We start from the raw sequence: 21,056 nt of genomic DNA on the forward strand, positions 1-21,056 counted from the left end.
TGACGGAAAATATGCAAGCATATACAGTACAAAGCCTTCTGGCGGGCTTTGTGCGGTGTTGCCTTAGGTGTTGAGAAGGTCCAGCGAGAGAGAACGCGACTCGGTGTCGTAGTAGTCCTCGAGCTCCGCTACGTAATAGCGGAAGCAGACCTTGCCGTTGAAGGTGAGCACGTCGCCCGACTCGGATACGCCGAGCTGGGCAAGCTGTGAGTCACTTAGGTCTTTCAGCTTTACACTGTTGTCGGAGGAGACTGTCCACAGGGGATTGCCCCATACGTCAGTGTTGATATTGTTGAACAGCTCGAAGCCCTCGGCGCTGAGGTCGCTGAAATAGACCTTCTCGCCCCTGTTCTTGCCCGCGTCGAGAAGTATCTCGTCCGTGGGGTTGAGCACGGAGTATCTGCCCGAGCTGTCCTTGCCTATGCCGAAATGTGCGAGCTGCTCTTCGGTGAGGTCGTCGAGCTTTATCGCGTCTACGTCCTTTGCGGTCTTGCCTATCTCAAGGAGCTCGTAGATGTTGACGTCGCTTATCTCAAGGGTGGTGTCGTATCTGTAGCCGAGCGCTGCCATCTCCGCACGCGTTACGTGTACCGAGATATTATCGGATATGGAGTTGAGCTCGCTCGTTATCTGCTGGCGCGTCTGGGTCGTCCACGATATGTCTATATTCTCGCATTTGGGACGCTCCATGTATACCACGCGCTCCATGTTTTTCAGCGTGAAGGTCACGAAGCGGTACTTGACATCGGCGTAGTTGGGCTCGATATATACGGCTGTGCTGCCGTTGGAGCTGTCCTCTGTATTGACTATCCTGTATCGGTACATCCCCGAGGGCGACTCGCCGCTCTTGTAGGTCTCCTGCTTTGCTGCCGTAACAAAGAATGAGGTGAATAGAAAATAGCCGAGCGCTCCGAAAATGTAGAGGAGGAGCACCACCGTGCCTATCGCCGTCTTCGCGCCCTCGCCCGCTCCCGAGAGAAGCAGGATTATGACTCCCACTGCGATGACGGGGATGAGTATCTCCTTGTGGTCGAAGTACATCAGCACCACGGGCAGCATCGCCGGCAGTATTATAAAGCTGCATATCCGCGTGACTATCTGCTTGCGGGTGTAGAGCATCAGCACCAGCGCTATCACCGATACTGCCGACACTATCAGGCACAGCGAGCCGCGCTGTTCAACGTGTATGTTGTAGAATATCGAGTAGTAGCACAGGTAGCAGACGCATACCGTGTAAAGCGCCGCTATGACCGAGACTGCCCGCTTGGTCCAGACGTTATCAAAAAATGCTTTCATTTTGACCTCCGATTGAGATTCTGAAATTGTCCATATAGAGTTATTATATCACATATGATTTCAAATTGCAAGACATAGAGGGATAAAACTTCCAAATCTCCCGCATTTCGGGCTTTCCGACGTCCCGTGCGGGGATACGGTTGCTTTTTTTGCTTTTTTATGCTACAATAGTACAGCAAAAAAGGCAATACATTGCAGCTTTGTGCGGTGCTGCCGAAAGGATATACTATGGAAAAGAATCGCTTTTTTACCCCCTCAAGAATCATTTTCAGCCTGCTGGCTGCCGCCGTTATGGCTGCGATATTCTGCCTCTCGTGCGAGAATGCCGATGAGTCCTCCGAGACAAGCGGCTTCTTCACCGACTTCGTCCTCCGACATTTCGTAAAAGGGTTCGCCGAACTCCCTCCCGAGAGGCAGGACGAGATGCACGGGCTCGTCAGCTTCATCATCCGAAAGTGCGCTCACTTCAGCGCCTATGCCTCGCTCGGCTTCTGCACTTCCTGCGCCGTCGGCAAACGCAGGCTTCTCTCCCTCGGGAGCGCTCTTTCATGGGCGATATGCATTCTCTATGCCTGCTCGGATGAGCTGCATCAGCACTTCGTTGCGGGGCGCTCGTGCGAGCTCCGTGATGTACTCATTGATTCGTGCGGCGCGCTCACGGGATTGCTCGTTTCAATGGCTGTTATGTTCATCATAATGCGGCTGAAAAGGCGGAGAACTGCCGAGCTCCGATAAAAAATTAAATTTCCGAGTCTGCCCGCTTTATTGTCACTGCCTCCTCCGACTGCATATTATGTATCGGGAGGTGATGACTTGCTTCAGGAGGTCATTCTCGCATTCATCGTCAGCTTCGACACTTACCTCGTCGCCGCCGCTTACTGCAACAGCGGCATAAGAATACCGCTCGCGTCTGCGGCTGTGATAAACCTTACGGGGGCTGCTGTGCTCGGTGCCGCGCTCGTGCTCTCCGATATCGCGGGCTGCTTCATTCCCGCCGAGCTCTGTCGGACACTCGGGCTCATCGTGCTTACTTCTATCGGTGTTATCACCGTCTTCAAGAGCCTCATGCGCTTACTCGTCAGGCGGCTCTCGGAAAGGGGCGGGCTCTCGCTGAGAACGGGAAGCAGCGGGCTCGTCATAAAGCTGTACCTCGACGACACCGCCGCCGACACCGATGGCTCGAAGTCGCTCTCGCCGTCGGAGGCTGCCGCTCTCGCGCTCGCAAGCTCGCTCGATTCCGCCGCTACGGGGCTGAGCTGCGGATTCTGCGATATCTCGCCGCTCAGGACTGCCGCATTCGCTTTCTTCGCGGGCTTTGCTGCCGTCGCTTTCGGCAGTATCACAGGCAGAAGGTTTTCCGCTTCCGACCGCGAGCTCTCTTGGCTCGGCGGCGTATTGCTGATAGCTTTCGCCGTCACAGAGGCGGTCGTAACATTTTATTGACGTGGGGGAGTCTCCCCACCTGCGTGCATTTCTGAAAAATTTGCCCCATGGGGTGCTCCGCGAGCAGGGAAAACGGTAATTCTCACCCTCGGAAGCACCCTATGGGGCAAATGCCTGATTTGAAAGAACGAAGCCCGATAAAGGAGCCTTTTCTATAGGCTCCTTTATCTGTATGCCGTTACTCCTCGTCCTTTTTGATGCCGAATATGGTTCGCAGTATGCCCGACAGGAAGCGCGGGCTCTTTATGACCACTATCTTCACTATGTATCCCTCCTTCTGTGATATACTCTATTATATTCACAGCGGAAGTTTTCGTTACTTTGTCTGTATCACAAGCGCAAGCCCGCTCTCTATCGCGAGGAATGCTGCTCCGTCGGTTATCTCGTTGCTTACGCCGACGGGGAATGACTGCTTCATCTCGTAGTCCCTGAGCGGGTACTTCACTCCGCTCAGCTCCTTTATCCTGACCGTCTCCGTGAGCGCAAACACCGAAAAATAGCTGCCTGTTTGCGGGTATTCACGCTCCCCTGCGCCTTGCAGGTACACGTGCTCATTCCCGATGAGCTCCAGCTCTGCGCCGTGCCCGCGGGCATAGAGCATCGTCTGGATATTCGCGAAGGCGTGGTCGAAACGCGCTCCGCCAAGTGCTCCGTAGAGGTATATATGCTCATATCCGCGCTCTATCGCTATTTTCACAGCCATGAGCGTGTCCGTGTCGTCCTTCTCGGGGACTGTCCGTATTATCTCGCAGTCCTTCGGGAGCTCCCCGCCGTAGGAATCAAAGTCGCCGACTATCACGTCGGGCTTTATTTTAAGCTCCTGCGCGTGCCTGTAGCCGCTGTCGGCGCATATCACCATGCCGCGGAGGGGCGTGGTGCGGAAGTCGGCGATATCGCCGAGCTCGCCGCCCGCAAATATGTGGCATATCTTCATTTCAGCTCCCACTCCTTCAGCTGTTTTGCCTCCTCGTACATCGTGCAGTAGCTCTCGTGGCGTATCTTCGGTATCTTTCCCTCCGCGACCGCCTCCACTACCGCACAGCCCTTCTCACAGATGTGCGAGCAGTCACGGAAGCGGCAGCTGCCCGTAAATTTGGTGAATTCGCGGAAACAGCCCGCGAGCTCCTCCTTGCGGATGATGTCGTAGCGGTTGGTCTCAAATGTGGAAAAGCCAGGTGTATCGGCGATGTAGCCGCCTCCTGTGAGCTTGTACAGCTCGGCGTGACGGGTGGTGTGCCTGCCGCGCCCGAGCTTTTTGCTTATCTCGCCCGTCGCGATGTTGAGGGTCGGGTCTACCGCATTCAGAAGCGTGGACTTGCCCGCGCCCGAGTTGCCCGTAAACGCGCTTATCTTCCCGCTCAGGAGCTCGCGCACTCGCTGTACGGACTCCTCGTCGGTGTAGTCCACCTCTGCCGTCCTGATGCCGATAGCGTCGTACACCTCGCGGACTGCACTGCCGTCGCCGAGGTCGGTCTTGGTGATGACAACCACGGGCTCTATCCCCTTGTACTCCGCGATTGCTATGAATTTGTCGAGGATAAGAAAATTCGGGGCGGGACTTACCGTCGACACCACGAATAGTATCTGGTCAAGATTGGCAAGGGGGGGTCTGATGAGGTAGTTCCTGCGTTCGCCTATCTCCGTGATAACGCCGCCGCTGACTGTCACGCTGTCGCCGACCGCGGGACTTATCCCTCTTGCGCGGAATACTCCCCTCGCCTTGCACTCTAATATACCATTGGGGGACTCTACTGTGTAGAGTCCCCCTAAGCATTTTATTATTATTCCGCTTGTCTCAGCGCTTACCACTGATTCTCGCCGCCTTGCTCGCCGCCTTGTTCGCCGCCTTGCTCGCCGCCCTGTTCGCCGCCGCCCTGTGCGGGTCCTGAGCTGAGAGTTACGTATATTGTCGAACCTTTCTCAAGCTCTGTTCCGTATACGTTCTGCCCGATTATCGTATTCGGAATAGGATAATCAGCTGAGGGCTGAGTGCCGTTGGACACGATATTGAAGTAATCGGCGTACTGCGCCTTTGCTGAGTCGTAATCGAGACCTATGAGACCCGGCACGGTAACTGTATCGGGCTGCTCGGGCTGTGTTGTCTCTTCCTGACGATAGCCGTCTACCTGTCTAAGAGCCGCGTCTACGTCTCCGCCCGACTTGGTCGTGATAGTGCTGTCTGCGAAATTAAAGGTGTACGTACCGATGGAGGCACGCTTGTTGTTGCTGAGATTGAGAAGCAGAACGTTTACTGTTGCGTCCTCGCCCGAGCCCTTGACGTCCCAAGAGATGCCTGATTCCTCGGGGACGTAGAAGGAACGTGTATCCTGACTGTCACGGCTTCCGTCATCATTTACTATCATAAAGCTTATCTGGAAGTGTCCGTCAGCGTCTGACGGGAATTCAACACTGAACGGGATAACGCCGTCGGGGTTCGTGCCGTCTGAGAACTCGAAGATTATCTCCGTTCCCGTCTCGACCTTCTCGCCCTTCTTTATGCTCTGCTTTACTACCGTGTTCTCCTTCTCATAGGAGGCTACGGGCTTGGTAACTACTTTGAGTCCCGCATACTCGGCGAGCATCTTCGCGTCGTCGATGGTCTTGCCTACCCAGTCGTCTACCTGTACCTGTCCTGCCTCTTCGCCCATGCTGACGTAGAGGATGACTGTGGAGTCCTTGTGGGCTGTCTCGCCTGCCGCGGGCTCGGTCTTGATGACATAGCCCTTTCTCACTTTCGTGCTTGAGGAGTTGCGTACCTCGCATTTGAGTCCCTTCTGCGTGAGCATATCCTTTGCGAGCTCGACGTTCATTTCCACAACGCTCGGTATCTCGACGGTCTCCATTCCCTTGCTGACCTTTACCTTGAGGACAGCGCCCTTCTTGAACTCAACGCCCTCGGAGGGGTCCTGCTCGACTATGACGCCAGGCTCTGCTTCGTTGTAGACCTGTCCGTCTTCCTTGAACTGGATGTTGTTGCCGTACTTGGCAACAGCGTCGTTGAAGTCCATGCCGATAACGGAGGGCATCTTCCAGTCGTTCTTCTGTGATGTATCCTTCAGCATATCCGTGAAGAGCAGGGATATGATGATCACTCCCACGATGATGACAACTACGACTACTGCCGTGAGCACGGGGATTATGAGCGATGAACGCTCTTCCTCCTCTTCCTCCTCGTCCTCGTAGAAGTCGTCGGGGTTGTATACGCCGCCGTAGGGCTGCTGCTGGGGAGGATATGCCTGCTGGCCGCCGTAGGGAGCTGCTGCGCCTGCGGGTGCTCCCGCGTATACGGGCTGCTGAGCCTGCGGCTGAGGCTGCTCCTGCTGGGGCTGTACGCCGCCCTGAGCCATACTGTCGCGCGAAACTGCCTGTGTATTGAAGAAGCGGGTGTTCTCGTTGTCATCCTCGCCCTCCTCGACGTAGTAGCCGAAGGTGGTCGACGGGTCTGCCTTGAACTTCTCTATATCCGCTATCATATCCGCTGTGGACTGGTATCTGTCCTCGGGTGCCTTTTCCATTGCCTTGAGGACTATCTCCTCAAGTCCGTCGGGGATATCGGGATTGATAGCCCTCGGACGCTCGGGGATATCGTGCATATGCATAACTGCAATAGCTACGGGGTTGTCGCTGTCAAACGGCTTTCTGCCCGTCAGCATCTCGTACATCATCGCGCCTACGGAGTAAATGTCGCTCTTGGCGTCGGTCACGCCGCCGCTCGCCTGCTCGGGACTGATATAGTGGACGCTTCCGATAGCCTGATCGGTAGCTGTCTTGCCCTCCTCACGCGAGAATTTGGCGATGCCGAAGTCCATGACCTTGATAGTGCCGTCGCTGAACATCATTATGTTCTGCGGCTTGATGTCGCGGTGGACTATGCCCTTGTCGTGGGCGTGCTGGAGTGCGCGGAGTATCTGTATCACGAAGTGGACCGTATCCTTCCACGTGAGTATCTTCTCCTCCTCGATGTACTCCTTCAGGGTGATGCCGTCGATGTACTCCATGACGATGTACTGGAGCTTGTCCGAGAAGCCCATATCGTATATCTTCACGATATTCGGGTGCGAGAGGACTGCTACAGCCTTGGATTCGTTCCTGAAGCGCCTGAGGAACTCCTCGTTCTCGGCATACTCCTTCTTGAGGATCTTGATAGCGACAGCCTTGTTGTCGATAACGTCTATGCCCTTGTAGACCTCAGCCATTCCGCCGACGCCTATGAGCTCGGTTATCTCATATCTGCCTTCAAGCTTTTTGCCAATGTACTTATCCATGGTCTTATCCTTCCTTCAGATCTGTTGTTCTATTTGGCATTAATCATAAACGTTTTTTGCGGGGAACTCAGTCCCATACGACTGCTACGGTCACGTTGTCGCGCCCGCCCTTGCCGTTTGCGAGCTTGATGAGCTCGTCCGTCATATCGTCGAGCTCATGCCCGCTGATGACGCTGTATATCTCCTCGTCCGTGCAGTAGCCCGACAAGCCGTCGGAGCACAGCAGAAGGTGTATCTTGTCCTCGTAGTCGAGTATGAAGGTATCGGTGAGGACTGTCTTTTCCACGCCCACCGCGCGCACGAGCATATGTCTCTGCGGGTGGCCGACTATCTCTTCCTCGGTTATCTTGCCCTGCTCGAACAGCAGTGCGGGGACGTTGTGGTCGGTGGTTATCCGATGGATACCTGTATCGGTGACAAGGTATGCCCGACTGTCGCCCACATTGGCGATGAATGCTTTGTCAGCCGTCACGAATGCCGCTACGCAGGTCGTGCCCATGCCGAAGTTCTTGAAATCGAGCCTTGCCTTGGTGTATATCACGGAGTTTGCCGCAGATACCGCTGATATCATCAGTTTGCGGATACCGTCGGTGTCGAGGCTCTCACTGTAGCCGTCGGAGAAGCGCTGGTAGAACTCGCCTATCGCTATCTGGCTGGCTTCTCTGCCCGCACGCTCACCGCCCATGCCGTCGCATACGACAGCGAGGACGTTGTGTCCGAAGTATTCGCATCTTACCGCATCCTGATTTTCCTCACGCCTCAGACCTATGTCCGAACCGTATTTGAATCTCACGCATCCGCACCTCCGTTCTCTGTTTCTCTCTTTGCGGCGTCACGCCTGAGCTGTCCGCACGCCGCCTCTATATCGCTCCCGAGAGTTCGTCTCACGGTAGCGTTGATACCGCGCTTGCCGAGGCGCTTTGCGAAGTCCGCTACTGCGCTCGAGGCGGTATGGTAATCTCTCTCTCTGACCTTATTCACGGGGATAAGGTTCACATGGCAGTTGATGCCCCTCAGCAGGTCGGAGAGCCTGTCCGCGTCCTTATCCGAGGAGTTCACCCCGCTGATGACTGCGTACTCGAAGGTTATCCGCCGCCCTGTCCTGTCGATGTAATGGCGGCAGGCTCCGAGGAGCTCCTGTATATTATATGCCCTGTTGACCGGCATTATTTCACTTCTTGCTTCATTGTCCGACGCGTGCAGCGATATGCACAGCGTGAGCTGGAGTTTCAGCTCAGCGAGGTCGTATATCCTCGGGACGATGCCGCAGGTCGACAGTGATACGTGGCGCAGACTGAAATTATTGCCGCTGCTGTCCGAGAGTATCCGCAGGAACTTCACGACGTTATCGAAGTTGTCGAGCGGCTCGCCTATGCCCATGAGCACGACGCCCGACACCTTTACGCCCGAGTTTCTCTCGGTCTCGTATATCTGCATCAGTATCTCCGACGGTTCGAGGCTCCGCACGAAGCCCGCTATCGCCGAGGCACAGAATCGGCAGCCCATTTTGCAGCCCACTTGTGTTGACACGCATATGCTGTGACCGTAGCTGTATTCCATGAGCACCGTCTCAACATAGTTCCCGTCAGAAAGCCTATACAGATATTTTACAGTATTATCTATAGAAGATTCAAGCTTTTTCTGCACAAATAGTCCATTTACACAAAAATTATCTTTGAGGTGCTCGCGTAATTGGACAGATAGGTCAGTCATTTTGTCAAAATCGAAAATTCTTTTAACATGAAGCCACTTGTATATCTGTTTTGCGCGGAATTTTTTCTCTCCCGCCGCTTCAAGCCGCGCTTCCAGCTCGGGCAGGTCAAGGCTCATTATATCCGTTTTTTCCAATCACCGCACCTCCTTTCTTCGGTATCGGTCCAAACTCACACCCTGCGCCTGAATTTCGCTACGAAAAAGCCGTTCACCGAGCGGTAGGGCGGCTCTGTCCTGCGGTCGGGAGCAAGACCTGTATCGGGCAGCTCCACGGGCTCGAGCTCGGGGTGAGCGTGGAGCAGCCGCGCGCAGACCTTTTCGTTCTCCTCGCGGCGTATCGTGCAGGTCGAGTAGACCAGCTCTCCGCCCACCGCAAGATAGTTCAGGGCGTTGTGAGCAATATTGTACTGAATTTCAGGCAAGCCGTCGAATTCCGACAACTTCTTGTACTTTATCTCGGGCTTGACACTGATTACCGCGAGCCCCGAGCACGGCACGTCGCAGAGTATCTTCGTGAACTGCGGCAGGCTCGGGTCAAACTTCCTTGCGTCGCCCGCGGACGCCCGTATATTGGCAAGTCCGAGCCGAGCCGCTCCGTCGCGTATCAGCTTCGCGCGCTTCTCGTGAAGGTCGAAGGCGTATACCTCTCCCCGACCGTTCATCATCTCCGCCATGGTGAAGGTCTTGCCTCCAGGAGCGGCGCAGATGTCGAGGACACGGTCATTTTCGGTAGGAGCAAGCGCCGCGCAGATGTACTGCGATGCCGCGCTCTGCACGTGGAACCAGCCCTGCTCGAAGGCTGTCGTATGTATAAGGTCGCCCGCTATCGTCCAGCAGTCGGGAAGTGCCTCCATCCTGCGGATATTCGCCTCGCCGAGTGCTGCGGAAAGCGAGCTTTTAAACTCCTCCTCCGTGCATTTCAACGGGTTCCTGCGGACACAGGCGCCGTCCCTGTGCTTGCTGGTCAGCACCTCGAGCGCGTCGTTCTTCATCAGCTCGCGGACGAGCTCCTCGGGCGCCGAGTATTCGATAGATGTGCGCTTTATCGCGTACTCGGGCAGGGTGAGCTGCTTGCCGCTGCGTATGAAACTGCGCAGTATCGCGTTCACCATGCCCGCTGCACTCGTCTTGCCGAACTGCTTGGCAAGGTTCACCGACTCGTTCACTGCGGCGTTGTCGGGGATGCTGTCCATGTACATTATCTGGTATATCCCGCACCGCAATATATTTACAATTTCGTCGTCAAGCTTGCTTATCGGGCGCGAAGACAGTCCCGAAATAATGTGGTCGAGCGTTATCCTCCGCTCGATGACTCCGTAATACAGCGCAGAGCAAAGCTTCTTCCCTCGCTCGTCGAGGTCGGAGGCGTCGAGCCCTGCGCTGAGCTGTATATTCGAGTAGCTGCCGCTGCGGAACGTCTTGCTCAGCAGCTTAACTGTCAGATATCTCGGGTCGTTCATCGTCTTGTCCTCATCAGCAGGCGCAGGAGCTGCATCATCGACGACGCAAGTCCCGCAATATAGGTCATGGCGGCGGCTGTCAGCACCTTGCGCGCGGGGCTGAGCTCCGACGTTTCAAGTATGCTGTCGTCGCGCAGCGTCTTCATCGCGCGGCTGCTGGCGTTGAGCTCGGTCGGGAGCGTTATCAGCTGGAACAGCACTACGCCGCAGAACATCAGTATCCCTACATATCTCAGGAACGGAAGGAATGTGAAAAAACAGCCCGCCAAAAACACGTAGAACCACAGGTGTGAGCATATGCTCGCCGCGGGCACAAGCTTGTTCTTGAGCACTATCGGCTTGTATGCCTCGGCGTGCTGGCAGGCGTGTCCGCACTCGTGGGCTGCGATGCCTATGGACGCCACGGATGTGCTCCCGTATACGCTCTCCGAGAGGCAAACGACGTCGTCGCGCGGGTCGTAGTGGTCGGTGAGCTTGCCGCTCACGCGCTCTACCCTCACGCTGTGCAGCCCGTTGAGGTCGAGGATACGCCTCGCGACCTGCTCGGCTGTGAGCCCGCGGGAGCTTCGCTTCCTGCTGTATTTGCTGAACGTCATGCTCACTCCGAGCTGCGCGATGAGCGGCAGCACCAGCATTCCGACAAGCAGCAGAAGGTCATAGATATAAGGCGATATCGCGCCGAAATTGTATCCGTAGTTCATGTCTGTACCTCCGTCAGGCGAGGACTTCGCCCTTTGTCAGCTTCTTTCCGCGGAGGAAATCCTCCGTCTTCATGCGCTTCTTGCCCTCGGGCTGGACTTCGAGAAAGGTCACGCATCTGCCGTCGCCGCACTTCACGGTGAAGCTTGCGGTATCCACTATCTCGCCGTCCGCCGCATTTGGAGCAATATTGTCCGAAATCTTTGAGCGGTAGACCTTTATCCTCTTGCCCTCAAGCATCGCAAAGCCCGTCACGCCTCTGATCGTGTTGTGTACCTCGGCTGCCGTCTTTGTGAAGTCGAGCGCACTCATCTCCTTGCGTATCATCGGTGAGTAGCAGGTCTGTGCGTCGTCCTGCTTCTCGGGGCTGAGAGTGCCGCTCTCTATCGCTTTTATCGTATCCATGAGCACCTCTCCGCCCATTGCGGACAGGCGTGCGTAAAGCTCCTCATATGTCTCGTTTTCGCCGATCTTCGTGCTTCTCCTGATGAGCATATCGCCAGTGTCAAGTCCCTCGCTCATCTGCATGGAGGTCACGCCCGTCTCGGTCTCGCCGTTGAGCAGCACCCAGTTTATCGGCGCGGCTCCTCTGTAGCGCGGGAGCAGCGAAGCGTGTATGTTCACGCAGCCGTGCTTCGGGAGCTCAAGTATCTCCTTCGGCAGTATCTGTCCGTATGCCGTGACCACTATCAGCTCGGGAGCAATATCGTTCAAAATACGCATACTCTCCTCGGCGTCTTCGCCCTTCCTGAGCGAGAGCGGCTGGTATACGGGGATGCCGTACTCCTCCGCTGCCAGCTTCACGGGCGTGGGGATCATCTTGTAGCCCCTGCCCTTCGGCTTGTCGGGCTGTGTGAACACCGCCGCGACTTCGCAGCCGCCCTCCGCGAGCGCGCGCAGGCACGGTACCGCAAAATCGGGAGTTCCCATGAATACTACCTTCATATTATTCCTCCTCGGGAACAAAAAATTCTTCCACTATTTCGGTGAATACGTGACCGTCGAGGTGGTCATTCTCGTGGCAGACACACTGCGCTCCGAGGTCGGTGAAGTCGCGCTCGAACCAGTTGCCGTTCCTGTCCTGTGCTTTCAGGTGAACGCTCTTGGGACGGGTCACATAGCCCCACACATTCGGGCATGAAAGACAGCCCTCCTGCACGCGCTGGCTGCCCTCCCTCTGTGATACCTCGGGATTTATGCATTCAAAGCTGCCCTCCTCGAGGTGCATGATGAAGATGCGTCTGCATATGCCGACCTGCGGTCCCGCGAGACCGAGTCCCTGTGCCTTGTCGAGAGTCTCGTGCATATCGTCGAGAAGTACCGCGAGCCTTTCGTCGAACTTCTCAACAGGTCTGCAAACCTTGTGGAGAGCCTCGTCCTTGTCTGTCAGTATATTTCTTAGTGCCATATTTATCCTTCCTTTCCTTATACTCCGACATCGCCGTTCATATCGGCGTAAAGTCCTATATTCCGCATTTCGGGGAGCCGCGCCCCCTCTGTCAGTATGCTGCTGATGAAGCCGCGTATCTCCGCCGTGTTCCTGCTTTTCATTATTATCCTGTAGCGGTACTTGCCGCCGAGACGTCCGTATGATGCCTTTACGGGTCCGAGCACGCGGACAGGCGTTTTCGGCTGTAATTCGCGGAGCCTGACGTTCATAAGCTCCAGCACCGCGTCCGCGCCCTTTTTCGTGGCGGGCTCGGTCGCTCCCGCAAAGCAGAAGATGTACATATCGCATATCGGCGGAAATACCATCGCTCTGCGTATCGCTATCTCCTCCGTGTAGAAGCCCTTGTAGTCCTGCTCCGCCGCGAGGTTCATCACGTAGTGGTCGGGCATGAAGGTCTGCAATATCGCCCTGCCCGAGCGCTCGCCGCGCCCGCCTCTGCCAACGACCTGCGCTATGAGCGAGAATGTGCGCTCGTAACTGCGGAAATCGCCGTTGTACAGAGCTTTGTCCACGGACATGACTCCCACGAGCGTGACGTTCGGGAAGTCCAGACCCTTGCCTATCATCTGCGTGCCTATCATTATGTCGTACTCGCCGTCGCGGAAGGCGTTGAAGCCCTTCTCGTATGAGTAGCGCGAAAACGTCGTGTCTGCGTCCATTCGCAGGATACGCGCCGTCGGGAAGAGCTCATTCAGCTCCTCCTCGAGCTTCTGTGTGCCGAAGCCCATGCGTTTCAGACGCTCCGAGCCGCACACGGGGCACGTCTTCGGCTCGTCGCCCGCGTAGCCGCAGTAGTGGCACATCAGCTTCCCGTTCTTCTTGTGGTAGGTCAGCGGCACCGAGCAGTTCGGGCAGTATATCGGCTGGAAACAGTCCACACAGCTCGTTATCGTGTGGTAGCCGCGCCTGTTCAGAAGCAGTATGCTCTGCTCGCCGCGCCTGAGATTCTCGTTGACCTCGCTGACGAGCTGTCGGCTGAATTCCGACGCGTTTCCCGCCTCGCGCTCACCGTTCATATCAACTATGCTCACCTCGGGCAGCGGGTTGCTGCTGTAGCGCTTTTTCAGCTCGAGCAGACGGTACACGCCGCGCTCTGCGAGGTAGTAGCTCTCGATGCTCGGGGTCGCCGACGCAAGCAGCAGCACCGCGCTGTGGTACACGCACCTGCGCTTTGCGACATCATGCGCAAGATAGCGCGGAGAGCTGTCGGATTTGTACGAGCGCTCGCCCTCCTCGTCGATGATGATGAGCCCGATGTTGTCGAGCGGTGCAAAAACTGCGCTTCGTGTGCCGACTACGATGTCCGCCTCGCCGCGCTTTATCCGCTTGTATTCGTCGAGACGCTGACCGAGCGACAGTCCGCTGTGGATGACGGCGACCCTCTCTCCGAACAGCGAGCGGAACCGCCTCAGCACCTGCGGGGTCAGACCTATCTCGGGTATCAGCATGAGCACCTGTCGCCCAAGCAAGGTCGTGTCGTATATCAGCTTCTCAAAAACCGAGGTCTTTCCGCTCCCCGTGACGCCGTGGAGCAGAAAGACTGCGGGCTTGTGTTCATTTACCTGTGCGAGCACTTCGTCGTGCGCTGTCTGCTGTTCTTCCGAAAGCACGACGTCACGCGGGTCGATGTGCTCGTCGGAGCCGTCCTCCACGCCGCGGAGGACCTCCATATCGTATTCCTCTGCCGCTCCCGATGCCGCGAGCCGCTTGATGACCGCGTCCGTGAAGCCGCACATATACGCGACTTCCCTAACGGAAGCCGCGCCGTACTCTGTGAGGAATTCCGCCGCCTTCTTCTGCTTCGGCGTGAGGTCGAAGCGCGTCGGGTCGGCAAGGTATTCGTCCGAGAGGCGCACCATTTTCACGGAAGCGTCCCCCACATTCTGACGAAAAGCATTGTTTGATTCAAGAGCACCCGCGTCGAGCAGCTCGTCGGGCAGACGTCTGCCGTTGTCGGTGATATAGCTGTCGAGCAGCTCTGTCAGCTCTCTGTCGCCGTTTGCGCTGCGAAGCGTTTCGAGCAGCGCGTCAGCCTCGGGACTGAGCGAACCGACATCGGTGAAGTCCCGCACAAGGCGGAAGGTCTCCTTCGCCTTGACGCCCATTGCGGGCGGGAGCATCGTCCTCACCGCGTCAAAATAGGTGCAGAAGGTCTGCTCGCGAAGGACCTCCGCAAGCTTCATCAGCTCGCCCGATATGACGGGCTCGTCATCTACCTGAGCGACTATCGGTTTCAAGGCAGAGCCCTCACCCTCGCTCAGCCGCATGACTACGCCTATCCTGCGCTTGTTGCTCCTGCCGAACGGCACAAGCACGCGGCAGCCCTCTTGCAGCTTCATATGCGCGGGCACCGCGTAGCTGAACAGCATATCGAACGAGTACGCCGTACCGCTGACTGCTGTCTCTGCGATAAGGGGCATTATTCCTCGTCTGTGCTGACTATCTTGCACTTGCCGCTCGCAAGCTCCTCAACGGCAGTCTTTACGGGCTTCTCTTCGAGAGTTTCACCGTTTTCGTAGAGCTCCTCGGATATCTCTCTTGCACGCTTTGCTACTGCGATAACAAGCGAGTAGCAGCTCTCGTTCTTTGATATTATCTGGTTTACTGCGGGTCTAAGCATTTTTTAACACCTCATCTATAAATTCGCTCTGAAATTCCGTTTTAAGCTGTTCTGCGCGTATCACCGCGAAGAAGTCGCTCACTGCGTCCTCAAGAGCGTCGTTGACTATAATGTAATCGTATTTCGGAGCGTATGTCAGCTCCTCGTGGGCGGCGGCTACGCGCTTGGCGATGACCTCCTCGGTCTCGGTGCCGCGCTTATGGAGGCGGCGGCTGAGCTCCTGCACCGACGGCGGCGCGATGAACACGAGCAGCGCATCGGGACGCGCCTTGCGGATGTTCATTGCTCCCTGCACCTCTATCTCGAGTATGACGTTGATGCCCTTTTCAAGGTATGGGTCGACCTCGGACCTCAGCGTCCCGTAATAGTGGTCGCAGTAGCCTGCGTGTTCGAGAAACTCGCCGTTTGCTGCCCTCTTCTCGAACTCTTCATTCGAGATGAAGTGGTAGTTCACGCCGTCGACCTCGCCCTCGCGCGGCTTGCGGGTCGTCGCCGACACCGAGCAGCGGAAGCTCTCGTCCTTCAGTATCTCTGCGAGCATCGTTCCCTTTCCGCAGCCCGAAGGCGCCGAGAAAACGATAAGTCTGCCTTTATTCTTCATTTTCTGTATCACCTGTCCCGTTTATTCTCGCCGCAAGCGTCTCGGTTATCAGCGAGGACAGTATCATGTGTCCGCTGTCCATCACTATCACCGCTCGCGTCTTGCGGCCGTATGTTGCGTCGATAGCTCTGCCGTCGTCCTTAGCCTCCTGTATCAGGCGCTTTATCGGGGCGGAATCGGGACTCACTATCGTTACTATCCTTGCTGCGGATATCATATTCCCGTAGCCTATGTTTATCAGTCTCATGGCTCACTCGATGTTCTGTATCTGCTCGCGTATCTTCTCTATCTCTGCCTTCATGTCGACAACGACCTTCGTGATGTTAAGGTCCTGCGCCTTCGAGCCGATAGTGTTGACCTCGCGGTTCATCTCCTGTACGATGAAGTCGAGCTTGCGTCCGACTGCCTCCTCCGAGGCGAGCATATCTTTAAGCTGTGAGATATGGCTGCGCAGACGCACAGTCTCCTCGTCGACTGCGACCTTCTCTGCGAATATAGCTGCCTCTGTGAGTATGCGCTGCTGGTCGATGTCTTTGCTTTCGAGTATCTCGGTCAGCTTCTGGTAAAGCTTGCTGCGGTAGTTTTCAACGGTCTTCGGCGACTGCTCCTCGACCTTCGCTACCATGCCGAGTATGCCCTCTGCCTTGTCGAGCACGTCCGCGCGGAGCTTTTCGCCCTCGGTCTCGCGCATTGCCACGAACTTGGCGAGCGCCTCGGCTGCTACTTCGGATACGTCGTTCCATACCTGCTCTTCGTCGTCGGGTGCCTTCTGTATCGTGAATATATCCGGCAGCTTGATGAGCTTCGAAAGGGTGAGGTCGTCCTCGACGTAGTCCTCTATCTCGTCGCAGTCAACGTACTTGTCGTTTATCTCCTCGCCGAATTCTTTCAGCACGCGGAGGTACTCCTCGGCAAGCCCCTTGTTAAGAGCAACGACCGTGTCCCTGCCCTCGATGTTGTTTATCGTGACGTTGACCTCGACCTTGCCGCGCGAGATGCCGCTCTTCAGCATCGCTTTCAGCTTCTCGTCGATGTAGTTGTACGTGCGCGGGATACGTGAGGAGTATTCGTAGTATCTGTGGTTTACCGAGCGTATCTCGACGAGGATATCTCTGCCGCTGAGTATCTTCTGCGCTCTGCCGTAGCCTGTCATGCTTCTTATCACTGTATATTTCGCCACCTTTTCGGTTTTTTCGTGCATAATATGCCTCCGACAGCTATGTTTATGCTATGATATGGGCATACCTATGCTATTATATTATTGTACCATATTATCATTAAAATTGCAATAGGCGCGGGAAGATATTTCCGTTTTTCTCTGCCAAAAGAAAACCGCGCCTGTCGGCACGGTCTCAGTCTGTCAAAAATGTTTTTACCATATATTTGTGGGCTGATGTGGGCATCAGCCCCACAATCGGCTGTCTTATTTTGTCTTTTCGTATGCCTCGCGGATAGCAAGACATAACTGGTCGGCACAGGAGGTCGGGCGGGCGCCGCAGGTATTGCCCTTGAGCTTCGCCTCTATCTCCTCAACGGTCATGCCGTCTACAAGCTTGGATACGGCTTTGAGGTTGCCGTTGCAGCCTCCGAGGAATGAGACATCCGTGATGACATTTCCCTCGATATCAAAACTTATCTGCTGAGCGCAGACCATTTTCGGCTTGTATGTGTATCTCATTTTTTTCACCTGTTTCTATAGTTATCCCCGATGCCGTAACATCGGGGATGAGCGGGTTTTATACGATAGGAGCGCTGTTTATCGCGGGATTGTGCTCGGCTGCCGTCTCGGTCTTTACGACCTTGACATGGCTGTAGCATTCCATACCTGTACCTGCGGGTATGAGCTTACCGATGATAACGTTCTCCTTGAGTCCGAGGAGCTTGTCGCTCTTGCCTCTGATCGCTGCGTCTGTGAGTGCCTTTGTGGTCTCCTGGAAGGAAGCCGCCGACATGAAGCTGTCGGAGTTGGAGGATGCCTTCGTGATACCCTGAAGCACGGGAGTTACCTGTACGAGCTGTACATCGTACTCGCCTGCATCTATACGTGCCTGAAGCTCTTCGTTTATTGCGTCGATCTCCTTGCGGTCAACAAGATTGCCCGGAAGCAGGTAGCTGCTGCCCGAATCCTCTACCTTGACCTTGCGAAGCATCTGACGTACGATGACCTCGATGTGCTTGTCGTTGATATCAACACCCTGTAAACGGTAAACCTTCTGTACTTCGTTGATGATGTAGTTCTGTACGTCGTGGATGCCGAGGATATTGAGGATATCCGTCGGGTAGATGTTGCCCTCGGTGAGGCGCGTGCCCTTGGTTATCTGCTCGCCCTCCTGTACGCGTATCTTGAGGTTGTAAGGTATCATGTAGCTCTCGCTCTCGCCTGTCTCGTCGTTGGTAACGATGATATTGCGGGTGGTCTTTACTTCCTCTATGGTTATCCTGCCCGATATCTTGGAGAGGATAGCCGCGCCCTTGGGACGTCTGCTCTCGAAGAGCTCCTCGACACGGGGAAGACCCTGTGTGATATCTTCCGCGTCGGCTGATGCAACACCGCCTGTATGGAAGGTTCTCATGGTGAGCTGTGTACCAGGCTCGCCGATGGACTGGGCTGCGATTACGCCGACAGCCTCGCCGACAGATACTACGTTGTTGAATGCGAGGTTTGCGCCGTAGCACTTCGCGCATACGCCGTTCCTTGCCTTACAGTTGAGGACAGAGCGGATAGTTATCCTCTCGACGCCTGCCTCGATTATCTTCTTCGCGTCTGCGTCGTTGATGAGCTTGTTCTTGGAGACGATGAGCTCGCCTGCCTCGTCGCGGAGGTCCTCCGAGAGGAATCTGCCTACGAGACGCTCTGCAAACGGCTCAACTACCTCGTTGCCGTTCTTTATCTCGTATACTTCGATACCGTCTGTTGTACCGCAGTCTTCCTCGCGGATGATAACGTCCTGTGATACGTCAACGAGACGGCGGGTAAGGTAACCCGAGTCAGCGGTACGGAGAGCCGTATCGGCAAGTCCTTTACGGGCACCACGGGATGCGATGAAGTATTCGAGGATGTTAAGGCCTTCACGGTAGTTGGCTCTGATCGGGATCTCGATTACGGCACCCGATGTGTTGGCGATAAGTCCGCGCATTCCTGCGAGCTGACGTATCTGCGAGATAGAACCACGGGCGCCCGAGTCAGCCATCATCCAGATAGGATTGTAGCGGTCGAAGTTTGCCTTCAGTGCGGCTGTTACTTCGTCGTTGGTGTTTGTCCAGAGCTCGATTACCTGCTTGGACTTCTCCTCGGCGGAGATGTAGCCGTACTCGTAATCCTCTGTGATGCGTGCTACTTCCTCGTCTGCCTTTGCGAGTATCTCCTTCTTCTGCGGAGGAATGGAGGCGTCGCATACAGCAACGGTGAGAGCTGCTCTTGTCGAATATTTGTAGCCGAGTGCCTTGATACGGTCAAGGACTTCGGAGGTGGTCGTTGTGCCGTGTATCTTGATGCAGCGCTCGATGATGTCGGAGAGCTGCTTCTTGCCTACGAGGAAGGCTACCTCGAGGTCGAACTGCTTGTCGGAGTTCGTTCTGTCAACGTATCCGAGGTTCTGCGGGATGTTCTCGTTGAAGATGAGTCTTCCGACTGTTGCGTCTATTATCTTGGAAACCTTCTTGTCGCCGATGTCCTTCGTTATCTTGACCTTGATGTTTGCGTGGAGCGATACATCGTGCTCATAGTATGCCATGAGAGCCTCGTTCACATCGCGGAAGACCTTGCCTTCGCCAGGCTCGCCCGGCTTATCCATTGTCAGATAGTAGGAACCGAGTACCATATCCTGCGAAGGTACGGCAACAGGCTTACCGTCCGAGGGCTTGAGGAGGTTGTTTGCCGCAAGCATAAGGAATCTCGCCTCTGCCTGTGCCTCTGCCGAGAGCGGGAGATGTACAGCCATCTGGTCGCCGTCGAAGTCAGCGTTGAACGCCGAGCATACGAGCGGGTGGAGCTTGATAGCTCTGCCCTCTACGAGTATCGGCTCGAATGCCTGTATACCCAGACGGTGGAGCGTAGGAGCTCGGTTGAGCATTACGGGGTGGTCCTTGATGACGTCCTCGAGAGCGTCCCACACCTTGTTGTCGGCGCGGTCGATGAGCTTTCTTGCGGACTTGATATTTGCGATTGCCTTCTTGTCAACGAGTCTCTTGAGTACGAAGGGCTTGAAGAGCTCGAGTGCCATTTCCTTCGGGAGACCGCACTGGTACATCTTCAGCTCGGGTCCTACGACGATAACCGAACGTCCCGAATAGTCAACTCGCTTACCGAGAAGGTTCTGACGGAAACGTCCCTGCTTACCCTTGAGCATATCGGAGAGTGACTTGAGAGCACGGTTGCTCGGACCTGTTACAGCTCTGCCGTGTCTGCCGTTGTCGATGAGAGCGTCAACTGCTTCCTGAAGCATACGCTTCTCGTTTCTTACGATGATGTCGGGAGCGTCGAGCTCGAGCATTCTCTTCAGACGGTTGTTTCTGTTGATAACACGTCTGTAGAGGTCGTTGAGGTCGGATGTGGCGTAGCGTCCGCCGTCGAGCATTATCATAGGACGGAGGTCGGGCGGGATAACGGGGACTACGTCGAGTATCATCCACTCGGGCTTGTTCCCCGAGAGGCGGAATGCCTCGATTATCTGGAGCCTCTTTAAGAGCTTTACCTTCTTCTGACCCGAGGGAAGTCCAACGAGCTCGTTTTTGAGGTCGTCGGATACTATCTCGATGTTGTTCTTCCACTCGACATCTGTGAGCTCCGCGAACTTGCGGCACTCCTCACACTCGCACTCGAGCGGGTTGTTGTAGCACTCAACATGGCTGCTTCCGATGTTTATCTTGCCTGTTTCGATGAGGCGGTTCTTCTGTGTGTCGTATCTTGCGGGGTCGTACTCGTTGAGGAGCTTCTTGATAGCCTCGGCGCCCATTTCTGCCTTGAAATCGTCGCCGTACTTCTCAACGTAGGAGAGGTACTCCTTCTCGGAGAGGAGCTGCTTCTTCACAAGCTCGGTGTTGCCAGGGTCTGTTACGATGTACTTTGTGAAGTAGAGTACCTCCTCGAGGCGCTTCTGCGATACCTCGAGCACCTGTCCGATACGGGACGGTGTGCCCTTGAAGTACCAGATGTGAGACACGGGAGCTGCAAGCTCGATGTGTCCCATTCTCTCGCGGCGCACTCTTGCTCTTGTTACCTCAACTCCGCAGCGGTCGCATATCTTGCCCTTGAAGCGTATCTTCTTGAACTTGCCGCAGTGACACTCCCAGTCCTTTGTGGGTCCGAATATCCTTTCGCAGAAAAGACCGTCCCTCTCGGGCTTCTGTGTTCTGTAATTTATGGTTTCGGGTCTTTCAACAACGCCGTACGACCAGCTTCTTATCTGCTCGGGCGATGCAAGACCGATCTTTATTGATTCAAAAGTCGTGTTTTCCAAACTGCTACCTCCTGCAATTTATTGCCGATTCATTTCGTATACCGACTGTT

The 21,056-nt window shown here is 55.6% G+C and carries 20 protein-coding genes; 2 read left to right on the plus strand and 18 right to left on the minus strand.

The window, feature by feature from the left end:
* Window positions 1-63: 63 nt before the first annotated feature.
* Window positions 64-1,296: a hypothetical protein gene (locus BMX22_RS10275; protein ID WP_074742369.1), complete on the minus strand. Its 1,233-nt coding sequence runs from the start codon at window positions 1,294-1,296 to the stop codon at window positions 64-66.
* 228 nt (window positions 1,297-1,524) lie between these two features.
* Between BMX22_RS10275 and BMX22_RS10280 the strand changes: the two genes are divergently transcribed.
* Window positions 1,525-2,031: a VanZ family protein gene (locus tag BMX22_RS10280; protein ID WP_074742370.1), complete on the plus strand. Its 507-nt coding sequence runs from the start codon at window positions 1,525-1,527 to the stop codon at window positions 2,029-2,031.
* A gap of 78 nt (window positions 2,032-2,109) precedes the next feature.
* Window positions 2,110-2,739, plus strand: coding sequence for a manganese efflux pump (locus tag BMX22_RS10285; RefSeq protein ID WP_074742371.1), 630 nt, complete (start codon window positions 2,110-2,112; stop codon window positions 2,737-2,739).
* Between the two features lie 178 nt (window positions 2,740-2,917).
* On the opposite strand, the gene spoVM is transcribed toward BMX22_RS10285, so the two are convergent.
* From spoVM to rpoC, 17 genes are all read right to left on the minus strand, one after another.
* Complete coding sequence (gene spoVM / locus BMX22_RS17055) at window positions 2,918-3,001, minus strand: stage V sporulation protein SpoVM (RefSeq protein ID WP_413777961.1); 84 nt, start codon at window positions 2,999-3,001, stop codon at window positions 2,918-2,920.
* 54 nt (window positions 3,002-3,055) lie between these two features.
* Complete coding sequence (locus tag BMX22_RS10290) at window positions 3,056-3,673, minus strand: thiamine diphosphokinase (protein ID WP_074742372.1); 618 nt, start codon at window positions 3,671-3,673, stop codon at window positions 3,056-3,058.
* Entirely contained in the window at window positions 3,670-4,548 is an 879-nt protein-coding gene (rsgA, locus tag BMX22_RS10295) for a ribosome small subunit-dependent GTPase A (protein WP_074742373.1), read from the minus strand. Before rsgA ends, BMX22_RS10290 begins: the two co-directional genes overlap by 4 nt.
* Entirely contained in the window at window positions 4,542-7,004 is a 2,463-nt protein-coding gene (gene pknB, locus BMX22_RS15875) for a Stk1 family PASTA domain-containing Ser/Thr kinase (protein ID WP_081349170.1), read from the minus strand. Before pknB ends, rsgA begins: the two co-directional genes overlap by 7 nt.
* A 67-nt stretch (window positions 7,005-7,071) precedes the next feature.
* Entirely contained in the window at window positions 7,072-7,797 is a 726-nt protein-coding gene (locus tag BMX22_RS10325; protein WP_074742374.1) for a Stp1/IreP family PP2C-type Ser/Thr phosphatase, read from the minus strand.
* Entirely contained in the window at window positions 7,794-8,852 is a 1,059-nt protein-coding gene (gene rlmN / locus BMX22_RS10330; RefSeq protein ID WP_074742375.1) for a 23S rRNA (adenine(2503)-C(2))-methyltransferase RlmN, read from the minus strand. The genes BMX22_RS10325 and rlmN overlap by 4 nt, the downstream gene beginning before the upstream one ends.
* Before the next feature lie 35 nt (window positions 8,853-8,887).
* Window positions 8,888-10,177, minus strand: a complete 1,290-nt coding sequence (gene rsmB / locus BMX22_RS10335) for a 16S rRNA (cytosine(967)-C(5))-methyltransferase RsmB (RefSeq protein ID WP_074742376.1) — start codon at window positions 10,175-10,177, stop codon at window positions 8,888-8,890.
* Window positions 10,174-10,878: a zinc metallopeptidase gene (locus tag BMX22_RS10340; RefSeq protein ID WP_074742377.1), complete on the minus strand. Its 705-nt coding sequence runs from the start codon at window positions 10,876-10,878 to the stop codon at window positions 10,174-10,176. Before BMX22_RS10340 ends, rsmB begins: the two co-directional genes overlap by 4 nt.
* 13 nt (window positions 10,879-10,891) lie before the next feature.
* Window positions 10,892-11,821 (minus strand): methionyl-tRNA formyltransferase, encoded by a 930-nt coding sequence (gene fmt / locus BMX22_RS10345; protein ID WP_177173011.1) that lies wholly within the window; start codon window positions 11,819-11,821, stop codon window positions 10,892-10,894.
* A 1-nt stretch (window position 11,822) separates the two neighbouring features.
* Entirely contained in the window at window positions 11,823-12,284 is a 462-nt protein-coding gene (def, locus tag BMX22_RS10350) for a peptide deformylase (protein WP_074742378.1), read from the minus strand.
* Window positions 12,285-12,301: 17 nt separating this feature from the next.
* Entirely contained in the window at window positions 12,302-14,746 is a 2,445-nt protein-coding gene (gene priA / locus BMX22_RS10355; protein ID WP_074742379.1) for a replication restart helicase PriA, read from the minus strand.
* The gene (rpoZ, locus tag BMX22_RS10360; RefSeq protein ID WP_031560790.1) at window positions 14,746-14,946 is read right to left on the minus strand and encodes a DNA-directed RNA polymerase subunit omega; all 201 of its coding nucleotides are present in this window, start codon (window positions 14,944-14,946) and stop codon (window positions 14,746-14,748) included. Before rpoZ ends, priA begins: the two co-directional genes overlap by 1 nt.
* On the minus strand, window positions 14,939-15,547 hold the full coding sequence (gene gmk / locus BMX22_RS10365) for a guanylate kinase (RefSeq protein ID WP_074742380.1): 609 nt from the start codon (window positions 15,545-15,547) through the stop codon (window positions 14,939-14,941). Before gmk ends, rpoZ begins: the two co-directional genes overlap by 8 nt.
* The gene (locus BMX22_RS16485; RefSeq protein ID WP_177173012.1) at window positions 15,537-15,794 is read right to left on the minus strand and encodes a DUF370 domain-containing protein; all 258 of its coding nucleotides are present in this window, start codon (window positions 15,792-15,794) and stop codon (window positions 15,537-15,539) included. The genes gmk and BMX22_RS16485 overlap by 11 nt, the downstream gene beginning before the upstream one ends.
* 3 nt (window positions 15,795-15,797) lie before the next feature.
* Window positions 15,798-16,712, minus strand: coding sequence for a YicC/YloC family endoribonuclease (locus BMX22_RS10370; RefSeq protein ID WP_177173018.1), 915 nt, complete (start codon window positions 16,710-16,712; stop codon window positions 15,798-15,800).
* Window positions 16,713-16,970: 258 nt separating this feature from the next.
* Window positions 16,971-17,225, minus strand: coding sequence for a TIGR03905 family TSCPD domain-containing protein (locus tag BMX22_RS10375; RefSeq protein ID WP_074742381.1), 255 nt, complete (start codon window positions 17,223-17,225; stop codon window positions 16,971-16,973).
* A 58-nt stretch (window positions 17,226-17,283) separates the two neighbouring features.
* Window positions 17,284-21,006 carry a DNA-directed RNA polymerase subunit beta' gene (rpoC, locus tag BMX22_RS10380; RefSeq protein ID WP_074742382.1) on the minus strand — a complete coding sequence of 1,241 codons (3,723 nt, stop codon included), beginning with the start codon at window positions 21,004-21,006 and terminating at the stop codon, window positions 17,284-17,286.
* Between the last annotated feature and the right edge of the window lie 50 nt (window positions 21,007-21,056).

The organism is Ruminococcus sp. YRD2003 (genome assembly GCA_900109435.1).
Classification (GTDB): Bacteria; Bacillota; Clostridia; order Oscillospirales; family Ruminococcaceae; genus Ruminococcus; species Ruminococcus flavefaciens_G.